Genomic DNA, 19,333 nt, shown 5'->3' on the forward strand with positions numbered 1-19,333 from the left:
ATAACTAAGCTATCCGGGCTTTCTATATTACATGATACGCATGCCAGGCTTGGCGCCACTGTCAGGGCTTAAGATATAGATCTCTTTACCCCCAGGGCCGGCGGCCGCCACCATACCTTCCGATACACCAAAGCGCATTTTACGTGGTGCCAGATTCGCCACCATCACCGTTAGCTTGCCTTCAAGATCCTCAGGCGTATAGGCGCTCTTGATACCCGCAAATACCTGACGGGTTTCGCCGCCTAGGTCTAAGGTCAACTTGAGTAGCTTCTTCGCTTCTGGAACCTCTTCAGCCTTGGCGATAAGTGCCACGCGTAGGTCAACTTTGGCAAAATCGTCAAACTGTATCTCATCAGCCAGTGGATCTTTTGCCAGTTCTGATTCAGCCTGCTCTGGTGTTTCAGTAGCTGGTTCGGCCACGTTTGCTGTTTGCAAATTCTCTTTTGACGCATCAACCATCGCGGTTACTTTATCCATCTCTACCCGCTGCATTAGCGGTTTGAATTTATTGATTTTGGCGCCCGTAAGCACCTTAGTTGTGCTGTCCCAAGTTAAGCTATCATTTAGGAACAGTTCGACTTCAGCAGCCATCGCAGGTAACACAGGCTTAAGGTAGACCATCAAGATCCTGAACAGGTGGATCGCCAGTGAACAGACGTCATGGGCATGTTGCTCTTGGCCTTCGGTCTTCACCAGTTTCCATGGTGCTTGCTCGGCAATATAGGCATTAGCCTTGTCCGCCAATGCCATAATGTCGCGCATCGCTTTGCCAAACTCTCGAGCTTCATAATGCTCAGCGATGGTCTCAGACCCGTTTACGAACTCATCAAGTAACGCTTGGTCAGCGATAGTGGTTGATAAGGTGCCGTCGAAGCGTTTACTGATGAACCCTGCAGTACGGCTGGCAATATTAACCACCTTGCCGACCAAGTCTGAATTTACCCGTTGGGCAAAGTCTTCAAGATTCAGGTCCAGATCATCGATTTTGCTGCTGAGCTTTGCCGCATAGAAGTAGCGCAAATATTCAGGATTTAAGTGATCAAGGTAAGAGCGCGCCTTGATAAACGTACCCCGACTCTTGGACATCTTCGCACCATTGACCGTCACATAACCGTGAGCGTGTACCGCTGTCGGTTGGCGTAGATCTGCGCCGTGTAACATCGCAGGCCAGAACAGACAATGGAAGTAGGTGATGTCTTTACCGATGAAATGATGAACTTCGGCATCGGAGCCGGGTGCCCAGAAATCATCAAAGTTCAGGTCGTCACGCTTATCACACAGATTTTTAAAGCTGGCGAGGTAGCCGATAGGCGCATCTAACCAGACATAAAAATATTTACCCGGTGCGTTAGGAATCTCGAAACCGAAGTAGGGGGCATCTCGGCTGATATCCCACTGCTTGAGATCGCCTTCAAACCACTCTTTCAGTTTATTGGCATTCTCTTCTTGCAGGGCACCGCTATTGAGCCATTCACCAAGCATCTCTTTAAATTGTGGCAAATCGAAGAAGAAATGCTCTGAATCTTTGAGGATAGGGGTAGCACCTGAGACGACAGATTTAGGGTGTTTCAGATCTGTTGGGCTATAAGTGGCACCACAGTTGTCACAGTTATCGCCGTTCTGATCTTCAGCGTCGCAGCGCGGGCAGGTGCCCTTAACAAAGCGATCAGGCAGAAACATCTCTTTTTCAGGGTCGAATAGCTGACTGATGGTACGGGTCTTGATATAGCCAGAGTCATTTAATCTGGTGTAAATCATCTCCGCCAGCGCTTTGTTTTCATCACTGTGAGTAGAATGATAGTTGTCAAAGCTGATCTGAAAATCGGCAAAGTCTTGCTGATGCTCAATCGCTGTTTGCGCAATCATCTCTTCAGGCGATATACCCAATTGCTGCGCTTTAAGCATGATCGGCGTGCCATGCGCGTCATCGGCACACACATAGTGACAAGCGTGACCACGGAGTTTTTGAAAGCGTACCCAGATATCCGTTTGAATATACTCGAGCAAGTGGCCTAGATGGATCGGCCCATTTGCATAAGGCAGGGCGCTGGTAACCAAAATGTTTCGCGACATGGTGTCGTCCAAATCCTGAATTCGTTGCACTTTTATAAGGAAGCGGATTTTACTAGAAGCAGCGCCAGCTTGCACCCGCTTCGGCCTAAACAATTGACGTGATACACTTCTGAGCCCGCAGAACGATAAGAATTACCCATGACAATCGATAATAGATCCGCCTTTTTAGTCGCTGTTGGTGAATTAGTAGAGCCGCTGACAGGACGCACGTTGAGCCAGTTGTCCGCAGAGGTAGAGCTAAACAATAATGCAGTTACCATCACTGTTGGCAGTTTTAATCAAGAATTCAAAGACCAATTAACGGGGCAGGTTGAGCGCTTAGTTGCGCAGTATGGTTTGGGTGATATAGCAATAACTATTTTAACCCGAGTGCCGGATTACCTAGTAGATGAATCTCGAGAAAACCTCAGTAAAGTGAAAAGCATTATTGCTGTGGCGAGCGGCAAAGGCGGCGTGGGCAAGTCAGCCACGGCTGCCAACTTAGCGTTAGCGCTAGCCCATGACGGTGCTGCTGTTGGCCTACTAGATGCAGATATCTACGGGCCCTCTGTACCTATTATGCTAGGTGTAGAAGGTGCAACGCCCGCGTCACCCGACGGCAAAGTGATGGCTCCCGTTGCGGCTCATGGTATTGTCTGTAACTCGTTGGGCTTTATTATCGACAGCGATAAAGCTGCTGTTTGGCGCGGGCCAATGGCTTCGGGTGCGTTACAACAACTGATAAATGACACCCAATGGCCTGAGCTGGACTATCTGGTCATCGATATGCCACCGGGCACCGGCGATATTCAGCTCACCTTGGCGCAGAAAGTACCAGTCAGTGCCGCCCTCGTGATCACGACGCCGCAAAATCTTGCGCTCTCTGATGCCAGGCGTGGTGTGGATATGTTCAATCAGGTCAATATCCCCGTTTGCGGCGTGGTAGAGAATATGAGCTTTTATTCTTGCGAACAGTGCGGCCACATTAATCACATCTTTGGTAAAGAAGGGGGCGATCTGTTAGCTAAAGAGACGGGCGTCCCGCTGTTGGCGCGTTTACCGCTGGAACCCTCGATCCGTAGTGATGCCGACTCTGGTAACCCTTCAGTCGCTGCCGATCCAAGTAAGCCTGTGAGCCAGCTTTACATAGAATTGGCGAGAAAAGTTGGTGCGTTTGTTTGGTCTCGGCATCAGGCCGCAACCGATAACGTACCTATTATCGAAATACAATAAGCAAAAGGTTGCGAAAAATAGGCGTCAGCGTTTTAATGAGCGCGCCGATCTATAGGGGAACAGCATGAGACTTTGTGATACTGATATTGAACGTTATTTAGACGAAGAGCGCATAATCATTGATCCACGGCCATCGAGCGAACTGATTAGCGGGGTCAGTGTCGATGTCACCTTGGGTAACACCTTCCGTACGTTCAATGATCACACCGCCCCTTACATTGATTTGAGTGGCCCCAGAGAAGAGGTTCAGGCGGCAATGCAACGGGTGATGAGCGAAGAGATTGTCATTGCCGATGGCGATGCGTTTTTTCTGCACCCAGGTGAGTTGGCATTAGCCGTGACCCATGAGTCCGTGACACTGCCCGCCGATATTGTCGGTTGGTTAGATGGTCGTTCTTCGTTGGCTCGGTTGGGACTCATGGTGCACGTGACGGCCCACCGTATTGATCCGGGTTGGTCTGGACGCATCGTGTTGGAGTTCTATAACAGTGGTAAGTTGCCATTAGCATTGCGCCCCAAAATGAAGATCGGAGCACTAAACTTCGAAACGCTCACCGCGCCGGCTGCACGCCCTTATAACAAACGCACTGACGCTAAATACAAGGATCAACAAAGTGCAGTGGCGTCCCGAATTAGTGAAGATGAGTCATTATAAGCACTAAATAAGCCCCCAGAATGGGGCGTTGAATGAGCCGACGTCAGTCGGCTTTTTTGTATCCTCGTCATTTTCATACCCCCTTAGAGATATTTTTGTCACCTAACTGTCACATATTGATCTAAATCAACAGTGTTGGCATGGAACCTGCCTTTACATACCCGTAACCAAAACATAACAGACGGTTCATAAGCCGCGATTCGGGATTGCACGCGACCAATATCTTTATCTAATCGCGTCACATAATGTTTAAGGGAGTTCTACTAATGCATACATCTAATACACTGAAAAATGCTATCAAGCTTAGCCCGATCGCCTTGGCTATCGGCCTAGCCACTGCACCTGTTCAAGCAGAGTTACTTGACGATATAGCCACCGGTATTAAAGAAGGTAGCACCAAACTAAGCATGCGCTACCGTTATGAATATGTGGACCAAGACGGTAAGGACAAAGAAGCCAACGCGAGTACATTGAAGTCGCGCATTACCTATACGTCAGCACCTATCAGTGGTTTCATTGCCGGTGTAGAAGCGGACCATGTATTGGTTGTGGGTAACGATAACTACAACAGTACCGAGAACGGAAAGACTGAATACCCAGTGGTTGCCGATCCGAAAGGCACTGATCTGAACCAAGCGTTTTTAAAGTACGTTGGCTTTGAAAATACCACTGCTACGCTCGGTCGTCAGCGCATTAATCTCGGTGACCAACGTTTTGTCGGCGGTGTTGGCTGGCGCCAAAACGAGCAGACTTATGATGGTGGCCGTGTCGAATACGCATTTTCCGAGGCACTCTCTGTTGACGCATCATATATCTGGAACGTGAACCGCATCTTTGGTCCAGATGGTGCTGACTCAGATCTGCACGGTAATATCGGTGCGCTTAACCTCACTTATGATGCCGGTAAATTTGGTAAGGTGACGGCGTTTGACTACTATCTCGACTTCGATAACAACGATGGTTTATCGAGCAACACCGTTGGTTTTGTTTATAACGGCGGTTATGCGCTGAGCGAGACGACCAAGCTTGGACTAAAAGCGTCTTATGCGATGCAGTCTGACGCCGGTGATAACCCAGCCAGCTATGATGCAGATTACTATTTGGTTGAAGGTAGTGTGAAGTTCAAGCCTGTTTCTGTCAGTGCTGGCTACGAAGTTCTGGGATCAGACGATGGCGTTAGCTTTAAAACACCGTTGGCCACGCTGCATAAATTCCAGGGTTTTGCCGACAAGTTCCTCGTTACACCAGGTGATGGTGTTGTCGATACCTATGTAAAAGTCGCAGGCTCAGTAGCGGGTGTTAAGTTAGCCGCCTTCTATCACAATTTTGAATCGGATGAGGGCAGCACAGACTACGGTACAGAGATTGATCTGGTTGCTTCTTATAAGATCAACAAACACTTTGGCATTCTCGGTAAGTACGCTTCCTACGATGCCGATGACCATGCAACCGACACCGACAAGTTTTGGCTACAACTCACCTCAACTTTCTAATTTGGTGAATAGTTCTTGCCATTAGGTAGAGAGCTCCTTAACGTCAAGGCTTGCCGGCAGCGTTAAGGAGCTCTTTTGCTTTTCTATCCCGCATATTTAACTCTGAAAGATCGGAACGTACTCGTTGTAGGTGGCGGTGCGGTTGGTTGCCGTCGACTTTCGCCATTGATTGAAGCCGGAGCAAAGGTGACGCTCGTGGCGCCGCAGCTGGTTGACGAAGCGACCATGTTGGTGGAAAAGCATGACCTCAAATGGCTATGTCGTTCTTATTCTGCAGAGCTGCTTGCAGAGCAATGGTTAGTTATCGCAGCAACAAACAGTGCAGAACTGAATACGGCGATCGCACAGCAGGCGGAAGCTGACGGGATCTTTTGTAATGTCGCGAACGATGCAAATACGGGCAGTTTTATTTGCCCTTCGCTTATCAATGACGGGCAATGCCAGATCGCCATTGCAACAGGGGGCGCTGCACCCGTACTAACTCGGCTGTTAAAATTCCGCATCCGCGCAATTTTGCCGCGCCATCTGAAACAACTGATAGCGGTTTCTGCGGCAAAACGCGCCGACATAAAGCGCACCTTCACTACGGTCAGTCATCGGCGGCGATTCTGGGAGGGCTTCTTCAATAAAGCGTTAAATCCGGATAACACAGACTATGCAAAACTATACGATCAGCATCTAAGTGAGGCCTCTGAGCAGGCTAGCGCTGCGGTTCCATTAACTTGTGTACTACCGGATGATCTTGATGATCTCTCTTTTGGTATGGTGAAAAAGCTTCATCAAGCAGATCTGGTTATCGTCAGCGAACAAGATGAAAGACGGATAGAGACTTTTATCCGCCAGGACTGCCGGCGGGTGCGCCCCGAGGCCTACGCGCAGATAGCACCCGCACCATATGCGTCGGTGATTGCGATCGTCACGAACTAACTAACGGTTAAACCAGTAAAGCTGCACCAAGTTAATCAGTAACAATAGGCCTGCAACCACTTGCCAAAAGGTGAGGGGGCTGCGCTCAATGAGCGGTGCCCGTTCAAATTTTTCAATCAGTTCATCATTTGGTTGCGAGATATCGTGAAGAAATTCAGATAACGCATGCTGCCTGTTTTTAGGGTTCGGAGAGCACGCTTTCTTAATGGCTAAATCGATCCACAGCGGTCGTTTGGTTTTTCGGTGTGCTAGCGGCGTATATTGCCAGACATTAAGGCTGGTTGGGGGGTTAAGCTTTGGATCTTTCAAAGAGAACGGACGCTCACCACAAAGCATTTCGTAAACGATCACGCCAAGGCTAAACAGATCGGATTGAAAGGTACCTTTATGTCCCATTAAGTATTCAGGGGCAATATAGTCAACAGAGCCGACTGGGCAGGTTTCTAAATTAAAGCGCTCAATCTCATCTAAGCCCGCCACCTGTACCGTCCCAAAGTCGACAAGTTTCACCGTTCCATCGTTTCGGATCATGATGTTTTCTGGTTTAAGATCACGATGCACCATTTGGTGCCTTTGCAAGGCTCGAATGCCGCTAATGACCTGTTTCAATATTGGGCGGATCAGCGCCATATCCGGTGTGGGGTGGTCGTACATCCATTGGCGAAGCGTAATACCATCTATGTATTCGCAAAGATGGTAGCGAAACGGGCTTTCTGAATCCGCGGGCTGACAGCGCATCACGTTATCGTGATCTATCTGTTCACCGACCCAGGCTTCGCGCACAAAACCTTCGAGATATTGCGGATCATCGGAAAAGTTTTCTGATGGTGCTTTTAGTACCCATTGGGTCTCATCTGATGACTCCACAAGATAGACATGGCTGCGCGTGTTGCTATGCAGCACTTTCACGATCTTGTAGCCGTCAATCTCATTACCGACAGCCATCACCGGCGGGATCACTTTTGAGGTAAGTACCGACTGGGCTTCGGTCATCGTCTGCAAGGGCAGCGACTCAACCTCGACAAGAAGGCAGGTCAGGTTATCGTCACTATGAGAATCAGCAGCGAACGCAGCGATTGCATCTGATTTATCCTGTAGCTCCTGTTGCGAAGCCATCAGTTCTGTCAGTTGTTGCGGGCTGATCGCGTCATGGATCCCATCCGTAGTGAACAGCAGTTGATCACCTACTTGCAGCGGCACAGATTTAAAGTCGATCTGGAGCTTGTTATCTATACCTAAGGCGCGTGTCAGATAAAGCTTATTGGCTCGCTGATAATGGCAATGATCCTGGGTTAGTAACGCCAGTTCATTGTCGCGATAGAGATAGATCCGACTGTCGCCGACATGGAAAAGATAAGCGGTTTGCCCCTTAATAATTGCCGCGCTTAATGTCGTTACCAAGCTGTCTTCGGTGTTCAGTGCACGGTGGCCCTGAGCGAATAACCAGTTGTTCAACGCGCTCAAAACGCGGGTGGCTGATTTTTCAACCGTCCAACTATCTGGCGTACTGTAGTAGTTATTAATAAAGTCTGTCACCGCCGTGCGGCTGGCTATTTCGGCGCTGCTACAACAGCTGGCACCATCAGCGATCACTGCCGTGATCCCTTTGTGTACGAGTTCGCCACCGTGAGCAACTTTCACCGCCAAGGCGTCATCATTTTTTTGTTTAACACCAGCACTACTATGGCTGGCAAAGCGAACACTCAAAACCGACATCAATGGCTTCCTGCAGGGCTTTAAATTAATAAAAAACACACAGTAAAAACATAGAAAAATGGGAGGCATAACCTCCCATTTCAAGCTAGCTAGTTGCGCGCAATCAAGGCTAACTTACCGTGATTAGTTCAACCGTGCCATCTTCATTTACTTCTGCCATCTGACCTTTCGGCTCTTCCATAAATAACAGCGTGATAAAGCCAACAACGGCTGTACCGGCGATAACAAAGAAGAAGGTCTGATAGTCAACAAACGACAATACAGTCAGATAGGTTACCGCACCCACGTTACCATAAGCACCTGTCATGCCGGCTATTTGTCCAGTCAAACGACGCTTAATCAATGGTACGGCGGCAAATACTGCGCCTTCACCGGCTTGCACGAAGAATGAACATGCCATCGCTGCAGCAACGGCTAACCAAAGCGGCCAAGTACCATCAACAAGACCCATACACAGATAGCCAACCGCTAAACCGGCAGTCAAGATAAGCAGAGTCTTCTTACGGCCACAACGGTCAGATATCCAACCGCCACCAGGACGTGACATCAGGTTCATGAATGCATAGGCAGAAGCCAACAGACCTGCGTAAACCATATCCAATGCGAACACTTCACTGAAGAACAGCGGCAGCATAGATACCACAGCCAGTTCAGATCCGAACGTCGCGAAGTAAAGGATATTCAATACAGCGACCTGCTTAAACTTGTACTGATGAATCTCTGGTACTGGCTCTTTGAACAGGTTCTTGTTTACCTGTATCACTTTGTAAGAGTCAAAGATGTACAAGAACACCAGGCCGATATACATACCGTATGACACGGTGCTGCTTAACATATCAATATTGCTCGGTGACAACTTCCAGGTCAGCAAGGCTAACGCTGCATACATTGGCACTTTCATGATCAGCAGGAAGATCAAATCACCCTTGCTGGTCACTTCCATACCGCCGACTTGCTTTGGCTTAAAGTAAGTAGAACCTTCAGGTGTGTTGCGGACTGTACGGTAGTAGATAACACTGTAGAAAAGACAGATTGCACCGGTGGATGCAATCGCATAACGCCAGCCTTCGTCACCGCCGAACAGCAGGGCAACGGTCGGTAATGAAATAGCGGCCGCGGCTGAGCCAAAGTTACCCCAGCCACCATAGATACCTTCAGCGGTACCTAGTTCATTGGCAGGGAACCATTCCGACACCATACGGATACCGATAACGAATCCAGCACCCACAAAACCTAATGCAAAACGGGCAATGGCAGCTTGTAAGAAGGTATCTGCAAAGGCAAACATAAAACAGGGGATAGAGCTGACAGCTAAAAGCACCGAATAAACCAGACGGGGGCCGAAGCGGTCGGTTAGGGCACCAATGATGACCCGCGCAGGGATCGTTAAGGCCACGTTTAGAATTAACAGGGTTTTTATTTCCTGCGACGATAACCCTAATGTACCAGCAATCGCTTGCATCAGCGGTGCGTGGTTAAACCAAACTAAAAACGTAATAAAGAACGCGATCCAGCTGGCATGTAGAACCTTCATTTTTCCGGTAAAGGAAATCAGGTTGAACTTTTCTCCAGTCATTACAAACTCCTGGTGCCTTTAACGGCACGTTTTATAATTAATACTTATTTTGCTGCCAGAGCGTAGCTTCGCTCTGCCGCCTGAACTAAAAAAAACGGCAGGCGGAAATCCGCCTGCCAAATGCTCAGAGGGATTGCAGCTGAACTCGGCCTTCCAGTTCGCGAACTGGGTAAGTAGGAATGGCAACACTTGCATCTTCGATACAGCTGCCATCACGCAGTGAAAAATGTTGCTTATAAAGGGGGGACGCGACCACCGGCTCGCCTTGCAATGACCCGGTAATACCGCGGGAAAGCACATTGGCTTTGCCGAATGGGTCATAGTTACCAATCGCGAACAGTTGTTGACCGCAACCTGAGCGGAAAATCGCTACTTGTTCACCTTGATGTAAGGCACACACACCAACGCCTGCGTGGATATCACCAGCGTCACAAATATCTATCCAAGTTTCGTTACTCATGATCCTGCTCCTTAATCCACTAACTCAACGACGTTGAGGTCTTCGGTTTGTGCTGTGCCTGCGGCTGCAGCGGCTTTTTCGGCTTCTGTGGCTGGGCGTCGCTGACCACGCTCGGTGACGTAACTCAGTTTGTCATCACCCACATCCGCATTGATGAAGTGACTAAAGCGCTTCAGCTTCTCTTTATCATTGATGGTGGTCTTCCACTCACATTGATATGTCGCAACCACCTTCGCCATCTCTGCTTCCAGCTCGTCGGCGATATTCAGGCTGTCTTCGATCACGACTTTGCGTAGATAGTCCAAACCACCTTCAAGGTTCTCCATCCAAACCGAAGTACGTTGTAAGCGATCAGCGGTACGGATGTAGAACATCAGGAAGCGGTCGATGTACTTAATCAGCGTTTCTTTGTCGAGGTCGCTAGCAAACAGATCGCCATGACGAGGGCGCATGCCACCGTTACCACACAGATACAAATTCCAACCGTTTTCAGTGGCGATAATACCGACATCTTTGCTTTGTGCTTCGGCACATTCGCGGGTACAACCAGATACGGCAAACTTGATTTTGTGTGGCGCGCGGAGGCCTTTGTAACGGTTCTCTGCTTCGATAGCCAAACCGACGCTGTCATCAACACCATAACGACACCAAGTGCTACCCACACAACTCTTAACAGTACGCAGTGATTTACCGTAGGCGTGACCTGTTTCTAAACCAGCGTCGATGAGCTTGGCCCAGATAGGTGGCAGCTCATGGAGCTGAGCACCGAACAAGTCGACGCGCTGGCCACCAGTGATCTTGGTGTAGAGGTCATATTCTTTCGCTACTTCACCAATCGCAATAAGCTGTTCAGGGGTGATCTCGCCGCCAGGAACACGGGGAACAACAGAGTAGGTGCCATCTTTTTGCATGTTGCCAAGGAAGATGTCGTTAGTGTCCTGCAGCGATATATGTTCGTCTTTCAGTACATATTCGTTGTTGTAAGAAGCCAAGATAGAACCAACGGCGGGCTTACAAATTTCACAACCATCACCACGGCCATGTTCGGCCAACAACTCACCAAAGGTTCCTATCTGTTTAACTCGAACAATGTCGGCTAACTCTTGGCGACTATGGTCAAAGTGCTCACAGATATTGTCGTTAACTTCGACACCTAGCTTCAGTAGTTCGGCATTCATCACCTGACCCACTAAGGCCAGGCAACCACCACAACCGGTAGCCGCTTTAGTCGCGCCCTTGATGGCACCTATATCTGTCGCGCCGGCTTGTACCGCCGCCATCAGGTCGCCCTTGGTGACGTCATGGCAAGAACAGATCTGAGCGCTGTCAGGCAGAGCATCTACGCCAAGTCCGGCGCTAGCTTCTTCGCCGTCGATTGCAGGTAAAATGAAAACTTCTGGTGACTCAGGCAGATCCATATCATTTAGGTGAAGCTGCAACAGTGAACCGTATGCGTCAGCATCACCCACCAGAACAGCGCCTAAAAGCTTTTTGTTGTCGCTAGAAACAACCAACTTTTTGTAAACCTGCGTGTATTCATCACAGAAGGTGTAACACTGGGCGCCTTCTGTATTGGCGTGGGCGTCACCGATGCTGGCAACGTCAATACCAAGCAGCTTGAGCTTGGTGCTCATGTCTGCGCCCTTAAACTCAAGGTCACCACCGGTGATCTGGTCAACGGCGGCTTTGGCCATCTGGTAACCCGGCGCAACCAAACCGAAAATACGACCGTCCCAGAGGGCACATTCACCCACGGCGTAGATATCTTCAGCGCTGGTCTGACATTTGTCATCAACCACAATGCCGCCACGTGGGCCTACTTCAATATCAAACTCACGTGCCAGGTTATCCCGTGGACGGATACCTGCCGAGAAAACGATCATATCGGTTTCCAGGAAGCTACCGTCAGCAAAGTTCATGCGATAACGGCAGGTTTCGCCAGCAACGATTTCAGTGGTGTTCTTTTCGGTATGAACAGTCACGCCGATATCTTCAATCTTGCGGCGCAGTAACTTACCGCCACCTTCATCTAACTGCACTGCCATCAGGCGTGGTGCAAATTCGACAACATGGGTTTGTAAGCCAAGGTTCTTAACCGCGTTGGCGCATTCCAGGCCCAATAGACCACCACCCACAACAACACCGACTTTGCTGCCTTCGGCGGATGCGGTGATTGCTTCTAAATCTTCAATTGTGCGGTAAACCAAGCAGTGTTCTTGTTCATGCCCAGGTACTGGTGGCACAAACGGGAAAGAGCCGGTTGCCAGGATCAGCTTGTCGTAACTTTCTACGATGCCTTTGTCCGTGGTGATAGTTTTGGCTTCTTTATCGATAGAGACAACTTGCTGATTCACCAGATAACGTACCTGACGCTCATCGTAATAAGCCTCGCTGGTCATCATCAGATCATCAACCGTTGCGCCAGTAAAATAGCTCGACAACTGGACACGGTCATAAGCCAAACGAGGCTCTTCTGCAAAAGTGGTTATTTCATAACTATCAGCGGCTTGGTGGCTGCTAAGTTCATCAATGAACTTATGACCAACCATGCCATTACCGACAACAATGACTTTCGTTTTATTTGTCATAGTGGGATCCCTCTAAATTATGCTGACAGCTCGTGCTGTTCTGATTCGATTAAAGTGTTAAACCAGTTAAGGGCAGGGGCTAACGTAACTACCTCGCCAATAACGACCAATGTTGGAGATGGCAACTGGTGTTGCTTTGCCAATTCGGGCAACGTTTCTAATGTGCCTATAACGGTTTGTTGTTCTGGACGGCAGCCATTGGAAATCAAAGCGGCCGGCGTGTTGGTTGGCATACCGTGATGAGACAGTTCACGGCGAATATCAGGAAGTTTGCTCAGCCCCATATAGATAACTAGCGTTTGTGCCGGGCGGGCAAGGGCATGCCAATCAAGGTTAAGTCCGGTTTCACCGTGGGCGGTAATAAAGGTACAAGCTTGTGCCATACCGCGGTGAGTGAGTGGGATACCTGCGTAGCTGGTGCAGCCCGATGCCGCAGTGATACCTGGCACGATCTCTACATCAACGCCAATTTTACGCAGGCTTAAGGCTTCTTCACCGCCACGACCAAATATAAACGGGTCGCCTCCTTTAAGACGGCAAATGTTAAATCCTTCAGCCGCCTTAGTGACTAACAACTCGTTTAGTGCCGACTGGCTGATGCTATGATGATTTTTCGATTTGCCGACAAACAGCGCTGCGGTTTGTTCTGGAAACAACGCCCTAATTTCATCGCTGACCAGCGCATCGTAGAGAATTAGGTCTGCTTGTTGAATAATGCGCAGAGCTTTAACTGTTAGCAGTTCAGCGTCACCTGGGCCCGAGCCGACCAACCAGACTTTACCTTGCGAAGAGGCTGACTTTGATGGAGTTGACTGCTGCTTAAGCGCTCTTGTTTCATTGTTCAGCGCGATAATCTTATTTCCCATCATTTACCCTCAAACTTGCTGCTGGTTGTAAAAACAACGCTATTTAGCTAGGTACAAAGCAAGGTTGAGGCCAACTGTGTTTTTGATTGGTTGTTTTTATCTAACACGCTGTAATTTATTGATTTATTTTCCAGCCTCGATTGGTGGTGTCTAAATCCATTCTATGAGTAGGGGTAGTAGGTCTATCTCGCTATAGGTAGTGTTTTGATAAGCTGCTTGCCCAATGTGATCTAGGTTGCACTTTTATCTTGCGCCAATAAAGTGCAGTCGGGGAAGCTTTAACGAGTTGTCAATTTAAGGCACTAAGGCTGAAATGCCGTTACGGCGGGGGTTTTACGATGTTTTGGCAGTGTGGCAAGGGTATTGCACCAAAGCAACGCAGAGATGTTTATTAGGAGTATTCCATGACCAACGACTGGGTGAAAACAACCTGCCCATACTGTGGCGTCGGGTGTGGCGTTGAAGCCAAAGCAGATGAATCGGGCAAGGTCACTATCCGTGGTGACAAATCCCACCCAGCGAATTATGGAAAGCTGTGTTCTAAAGGGCTCGCGCTAGGCGACACGGTTGTACCCACCGGGCGCTTAACGCACCCCTATCAAGATGGTCAGCGTATTAACTGGCAACAGGCACTGAACACGGTAGCGAACCAGTTTCGCGATACGATAGATGCCCACGGACCAGACTCTGTCGCGCTTTATGTGTCCGGCCAGTTGCTCACCGAAGACTACTACGTCGCCAACAAATTGATGAAAGGCTACGTTGGCTCAGCCAACATCGATACCAATAGCCGACTTTGCATGTCATCTGCGGTGGCGGGGCATAAGCGTGCATTTGGTACTGACACCGTACCTGGTTGTTATCAGGATTTTGAAGTGGCAGACTTACTTGTGCTGGTTGGTTCGAATTTAGCCTGGTGTCACCCCATCCTGTTTCAGCGGGTAAAGCAGGCCAAGTTAGACCGGCCAAACATGAAGATCATTGTGATCGATCCGCGGGTAACAGATACCTGTGATATCGCCGATCTACACTTGCCGATCAAGCCCGGCAGCGATGTCTTACTGTTCAATGCATTACTGGCTTATCTGGCAGCGAACGATCATCAAGATCCTGAGTATCTTTCCAAATATACCGAAGGGGCCGAGCAAGCACTGCACGCTGCCCATGCCGATCAGGGCGATTTGGGTGATTTACAACAAGTCGCGGCAAAGTTAGGTATCGATAGTGCTAAGTTGACCGAATTTATGGCGCTGTTTGCTGCTACAGAGAAAGTCACCACCGTATATTCTCAAGGCGTAAACCAGTCCACCAGTGGCGTGGATAAAGTCAACGCGATCATCAATTGTCATCTGTTAACGGGTCGTATCGGACGCCCCGGCATGGGCCCGTTTTCTATTACCGGTCAGCCTAATGCGATGGGTGGACGCGAAGTGGGTGGACTGGCCAATATGCTGGCTGCCCATATGGAGTTTACTGACGATGCGATTGCACGGGTGCAGACGTTTTGGGATTCTCCGACAATGGCCACTGAGCCAGGTGCCAAAGCGGTCGATCTGTTTAATAAGATGGAACAAGGCGAGATCAAAGCGGTTTGGATCATGGCGACTAACCCTGTCGTCAGCTTGCCCGATGCCGATCGCGTAAAGGCTGCGCTACAGAAGTGTGATTTTGTGGTCGTATCGGACTGCATAGCAGATACAGATACCACCCGTTTAGCCAATGTATTGTTACCGGCGCGCGGTTGGTCAGAAAAATCAGGTACAGTCACCAACTCAGAGCGGCGAATTTCGCGGCAGCGCGCTATTGTACCGCCAGCAGGTGAAGCCATGGCCGATTGGTGGATAATCTGTGAAGTCGCCAAACGCATGGGATATAAACAGGGGTTTAACTTCTCCCACGAAGGCGAGATATTTGCCGAGCATGCACAGCTTTCTGGATATGAAAACGACGGTTCGCGCGACTTCGATATCAGCGCTTTCAGTAATATGAGTAACGAAGAGTTTGATGCACTGACGCCGTTCCAATGGCCGATGATAACGAAAGGCGACATCAGTCTACATAAACGCTTTTTTGCTGAAGGAAATTTCTACACGCCAAACCGCCGTGCCCGGCTTATTCCAGTTAAGCATCGACAACCGGCGCAAGATGTCAGCGACAACTATCCACTGGTATTGAATAGTGGGCGTATTCGCGACCAATGGCATACCATGACGCGTACAGGCTTAGCATCTAAGCTGAACGCCCACTTGCCAGAGCCATTTATATCGATCCACCCTGATACCGCGAAACAGTTTGGCTTGGAAAAGGAAGGCCTCGCCAATGTGGAAAGTCACCACGGCAGCGCATTAGTACGGGTAGAAACATCCGCGCGTATGCGTCAGGGTGAGATTTTTATGCCGATCCACTGGACCGGCGTTACCTCATCTAGAGCTCGGGTTGGCGCACTGGTGTCACCGGAAGTGGACCCCACATCCGGCCAACCAGAATTCAAACATACACCAGTAAAAGTCAGCCCTTGGTTTCGTCAAAGTGAAGCCTTGTTACTCACCACGGATGACACTCCCATCCATGAAACGGAATATTGGGTCAACCAACGCGTCGAGCAGGGCATTCTCTATCGCATGGCCAGCCTGCAAGGTAGTGATACCGTCGCCGGTTTGTTGCAAGCGCGCATGCAACCCTTTATCGGCGAGCAAAAGCTTAGCTTCATTGATACTGCGACGGGCAGTTATCGCTACGCCGTATTAAAAGAGGGACGCTTGTTGGGCTGCTATATCGTTGGTAAACGCCTGCAACGAGACGACTATGACTGGTTAGCCACGCTGCTAGATAAGCCTCTGGGCAGCGAAGCGATGCGCAGTATTATGAGCGGTAAAGCACAAGGCTCACTGGCAGCAGGACGCACTGTGTGCGCTTGTAAGCAGGTGGGCTATAAAACGCTTTGTGCCGCAGTAAAAAATGGCGCGACAGATCTTGATGCGCTGCAGCGTGAAACCACAGCGGGTACAGGGTGCGGCTCTTGTGTACCAGAGCTGAAAGAGATTATTCAGGATTGTGCATTTGAAGAGGTGACGTAAGCAGGTCGGGCACTTAACTACTGGTTCAACCAATCCCAAATTTTTAGTTAAAAGCGGCTATTTTCAGCAAAAATGGCCGCTTTTTGTTGCTAACTGTAAAACTTTCGAACACTCGCTTGAGCCCTGCCTAAGCGACTGCTAACCTACCATTCATTATCAAGATAAACTTGAACGGAACCAAGTGAATGCTAAAACGATTACTGCTTGCTAGCCTCGCTCTACCTTTGAGCGTTAGCGCCGCGCCTCTATCGATGGATCTTGACGCGTTAAGCCATGGCGAGATTGTAAACGACCAGTTTGATGGGGTCACAGTGTCGGGCACCAACCCAAATCGTGGTTTCGATTACGTTGCAGCATTTGATACCAATAAAGATGCGACTCGGGATCCCGACCTGGAATCACCCTGGTCAGGCGGCAACCTGCCAACCGATACCGATTTAGGCAATATTCTTATCATTGCTGAAAACAACGTAGGTGCCGACGATGGCGTGCTTGACCTTCCAGACGACGAGGGCACACGACCAAACGCAGGTACGATCAGTTTCGCATTTGATGTTGACCTATTCAGCTTTAGTTTTGTTCTGGTTGATATCGAGGGTCCGTCAGAGTACGGCATCGACGGTGGTTTCTTCGCATCATTTTATGATGGCGACACACTGCTCGAAAGCGTTGGCTTTGGTGCATTGGTCGGTAATACTGGCCCCTACGGCAGCAATGCGGTTTTTGGCGATAACACCATCAACCAAATTAACCCGATCACCGCCTCACTGTTAGGTACCACCTTCGACCGTGTCGACGTCACATTTGGCGGCTCCGGCGCTATCGGTGGTATTCAATATCAGGTGCCGGCACCTGCCACACTAGCGCTGCTCGGTTTAGGCTTAGTTGGTGTTGCGCTGAGAAAACGCCGGACTAACTAAGTTTGCGGTAAACCATAAGAGAAGGGGCTAATAAGCCCCTTTTTTGTTGCCCGCAACAAATTAAGTTGCACACTTTCTTGCTGTGTACTCATACAGTTCCCCTGATTTGGACTGGCTTCCTATGCCAAAGCTGTGTCAAGAAATGAGATAAAGGCGTTTGCAATTAGTGCGAGATTTGTTGAAATTAGTCAATAAGTTAAGTGCGAGATGCACGATGCTGCGAGCCGCTTGCCTTAGCCTTCGGTTACGGAGTTATAGGTCACTAAAATTATGACATCGGACGAGATCACTGAAGCAGTAGTTCAACATGCAGAACGCTATGGAGTTGCTAAAACCCCAGAATACAGAAAGCTTCATGCGAATGTTTGCAGCTCTCCCAAAAAGGAACGTTACTTTGGACTAATGGGTGTATTCAAAAGGGATTTAAAAACAGACAAATTGCGGGCACAAACATTAGCTGGACGAATGCTCCAGAAAATAACTCCACGGCCAATGGAAAGCTGCGAGGCGTCAATATTCAGACTTCTGGAAAATTGGGATGTGAGTGCAGAGGAGGTGATTTTTTATCTCCGCCAGCAACATGGTACTGAAAATGTCCTTTGTGCAATCGATACGATTAGAGAAGGGCAGCTGACGGAGTTAGATATCGCCACGCTAGAAAGCATGAAATTCTGGTGCGGTAAATAAATAGAGCAATAACAATGCAAATCACTAACTCGTCGCTTATTTTTCGGGGGCAAAGCTCGCAGCGTGGCACTATACGAATGGATAGTTTGAAGCATATATGTTTTTACATAGCTGTTGTTTTGTGTTGCTCTTGCACAAGTAGTAACGATATGCCTAAAGGTTGGGGATCAGACAAAACAAACAGCTGTACCCAATTGAGTGGCTCATTCAGACACCTTGAGAACGGTGAGTCGAAAGTAATCAACATTAGTGATTTCTACTGGTTACTCACGGACAAGCGGAATGGCAGTGTTGATAAGGTTGAACTCTCTGTTCTGAGAGATAGTGCGACAATTAGTTTAGTTGGCGGCAAAGAGCTACATCTCCGAGAAAAATTCGAGGGGGATCAGTTTTCCTGTCATAACGGACATCTTGTTTTAAGCCCTTATAGTGAGTTTTCTTCCAACGGTGGTGTTTCCACCTCGGTCAGTAAAACGATCGAGCTATATCCGGATGGAGACACCGGAGTGCTTGTTAATGTTCACCGTACCGAAGCGGGTCTGGTCTTTCTTATTCCGGCGTATTTCAAAGAAAACCAATGGTATAGGCTAAGGTAATCTGTTTAATTCTATTTTCTTTGTCTAAGCTAGCAACCAACTACACCTCTCGTTTTTTTGTGTTGCTTTTATTGTCCAAGTTCTGATGATTGTTTATAGAGATCATAGCGTCACCGAGATCTGACCATGACCTATTTATACGAATGGTATTCCCCTCCTAAACAGTTTGATGTTGTATGCCCGAATTGCGGGCGGCCCGCGCTGTGTCAGGATGTTAAAACTAGCGAGAAAGGCTGTATTATCAATCTGGCTAGGAAACCAGCTCCGCTAGCGAAGAGCCGGTTGTCAGGCAGCATCAGCTGCTTACACTGCGGTTTTAGAAAATCGACATTCATTCGTTTGCCAGCTGATCTGTATTGGTGCTGCGATGTGAAGGGTAAATTGCTTTGGGCATGGTCTCGCAAACATGCTGCTCTCGTCTTAGACTACTTAACCGCTAAAGACCGAAATCTATCTCATTACAAACACTCGGTATTTTTGCTGCATA

At 48.9% G+C, this 19,333-nt stretch carries 14 protein-coding genes; 8 read left to right on the top strand and 6 right to left on the bottom strand.

Going from position 1 to position 19,333, the window contains the following annotated elements; genetic code table 11:
- Nucleotides 1-27: 27 nt before the first annotated feature.
- Nucleotides 28-2,073 carry a methionine--tRNA ligase gene (metG, locus tag EXY25_RS02365; protein WP_130565591.1) on the bottom strand — a complete coding sequence of 682 codons (2,046 nt, stop codon included), beginning with the start codon at nucleotides 2,071-2,073 and terminating at the stop codon, nucleotides 28-30.
- Nucleotides 2,074-2,211: 138 nt separating this feature from the next.
- On the opposite strand from metG, the gene apbC reads away from it, so the two are divergent.
- The 4 genes from apbC (at nucleotide 2,212) to EXY25_RS02385 (ending at nucleotide 6,360) form a co-directional block, all read left to right on the top strand.
- Nucleotides 2,212-3,285 (top strand): iron-sulfur cluster carrier protein ApbC, encoded by a 1,074-nt coding sequence (apbC, locus tag EXY25_RS02370; protein ID WP_130565592.1) that lies wholly within the window; start codon nucleotides 2,212-2,214, stop codon nucleotides 3,283-3,285.
- Nucleotides 3,286-3,349: 64 nt separating this feature from the next.
- Entirely contained in the window at nucleotides 3,350-3,940 is a 591-nt protein-coding gene (dcd, locus tag EXY25_RS02375) for a dCTP deaminase (protein ID WP_114336621.1), read from the top strand.
- Nucleotides 3,941-4,206: 266 nt separating this feature from the next.
- Entirely contained in the window at nucleotides 4,207-5,433 is a 1,227-nt protein-coding gene (locus EXY25_RS02380) for an alginate export family protein (RefSeq protein ID WP_114336620.1), read from the top strand.
- 75 nt (nucleotides 5,434-5,508) lie between these two features.
- Nucleotides 5,509-6,360 (top strand): precorrin-2 dehydrogenase/sirohydrochlorin ferrochelatase family protein, encoded by an 852-nt coding sequence (locus EXY25_RS02385; RefSeq protein WP_130565593.1) that lies wholly within the window; start codon nucleotides 5,509-5,511, stop codon nucleotides 6,358-6,360.
- Here EXY25_RS02385 and EXY25_RS02390 read toward each other — a convergent pair whose 3' ends face one another.
- The 5 genes from EXY25_RS02390 to cobA form a co-directional block, all read right to left on the bottom strand.
- Nucleotides 6,361-8,076 (bottom strand): bifunctional protein-serine/threonine kinase/phosphatase, encoded by a 1,716-nt coding sequence (locus tag EXY25_RS02390; RefSeq protein WP_165419230.1) that lies wholly within the window; start codon nucleotides 8,074-8,076, stop codon nucleotides 6,361-6,363. It abuts the gene before it with no gap.
- 109 nt (nucleotides 8,077-8,185) lie between these two features.
- Complete coding sequence (locus EXY25_RS02395) at nucleotides 8,186-9,652, bottom strand: NarK family nitrate/nitrite MFS transporter (RefSeq protein WP_114336617.1); 1,467 nt, start codon at nucleotides 9,650-9,652, stop codon at nucleotides 8,186-8,188.
- A 124-nt stretch (nucleotides 9,653-9,776) separates the two neighbouring features.
- Nucleotides 9,777-10,112 (bottom strand): nitrite reductase small subunit NirD, encoded by a 336-nt coding sequence (gene nirD / locus EXY25_RS02400; protein ID WP_114336616.1) that lies wholly within the window; start codon nucleotides 10,110-10,112, stop codon nucleotides 9,777-9,779.
- A gap of 11 nt (nucleotides 10,113-10,123) precedes the next feature.
- Complete coding sequence (gene nirB, locus EXY25_RS02405) at nucleotides 10,124-12,700, bottom strand: nitrite reductase large subunit NirB (RefSeq protein WP_130565595.1); 2,577 nt, start codon at nucleotides 12,698-12,700, stop codon at nucleotides 10,124-10,126.
- A 17-nt stretch (nucleotides 12,701-12,717) separates the two neighbouring features.
- Nucleotides 12,718-13,569 carry a uroporphyrinogen-III C-methyltransferase gene (gene cobA, locus EXY25_RS02410; RefSeq protein WP_342771974.1) on the bottom strand — a complete coding sequence of 284 codons (852 nt, stop codon included), beginning with the start codon at nucleotides 13,567-13,569 and terminating at the stop codon, nucleotides 12,718-12,720.
- A gap of 401 nt (nucleotides 13,570-13,970) precedes the next feature.
- Here cobA and EXY25_RS02415 point away from each other — a divergent pair, with 401 nt between their 5' ends.
- The 4 genes from EXY25_RS02415 (at nucleotide 13,971) to EXY25_RS02430 (ending at nucleotide 18,846) form a co-directional block, all read left to right on the top strand.
- On the top strand, nucleotides 13,971-16,643 hold the full coding sequence (locus EXY25_RS02415; protein WP_130565596.1) for a nitrate reductase: 2,673 nt from the start codon (nucleotides 13,971-13,973) through the stop codon (nucleotides 16,641-16,643).
- Between the two features lie 185 nt (nucleotides 16,644-16,828).
- Nucleotides 16,829-17,563, top strand: coding sequence for a PEP-CTERM sorting domain-containing protein (locus EXY25_RS02420; protein ID WP_114336613.1), 735 nt, complete (start codon nucleotides 16,829-16,831; stop codon nucleotides 17,561-17,563).
- A gap of 270 nt (nucleotides 17,564-17,833) precedes the next feature.
- The gene (locus tag EXY25_RS02425; protein WP_130565597.1) at nucleotides 17,834-18,250 is read left to right on the top strand and encodes a hypothetical protein; all 417 of its coding nucleotides are present in this window, start codon (nucleotides 17,834-17,836) and stop codon (nucleotides 18,248-18,250) included.
- 149 nt (nucleotides 18,251-18,399) lie between these two features.
- Entirely contained in the window at nucleotides 18,400-18,846 is a 447-nt protein-coding gene (locus tag EXY25_RS02430) for a hypothetical protein (protein WP_130565598.1), read from the top strand.
- Nucleotides 18,847-19,333: the final 487 nt, after the last annotated feature.

It is taken from the genome of Corallincola spongiicola (assembly GCF_004284785.1).
GTDB lineage: Bacteria > Pseudomonadota > Gammaproteobacteria > Enterobacterales > Neiellaceae > Corallincola > Corallincola holothuriorum.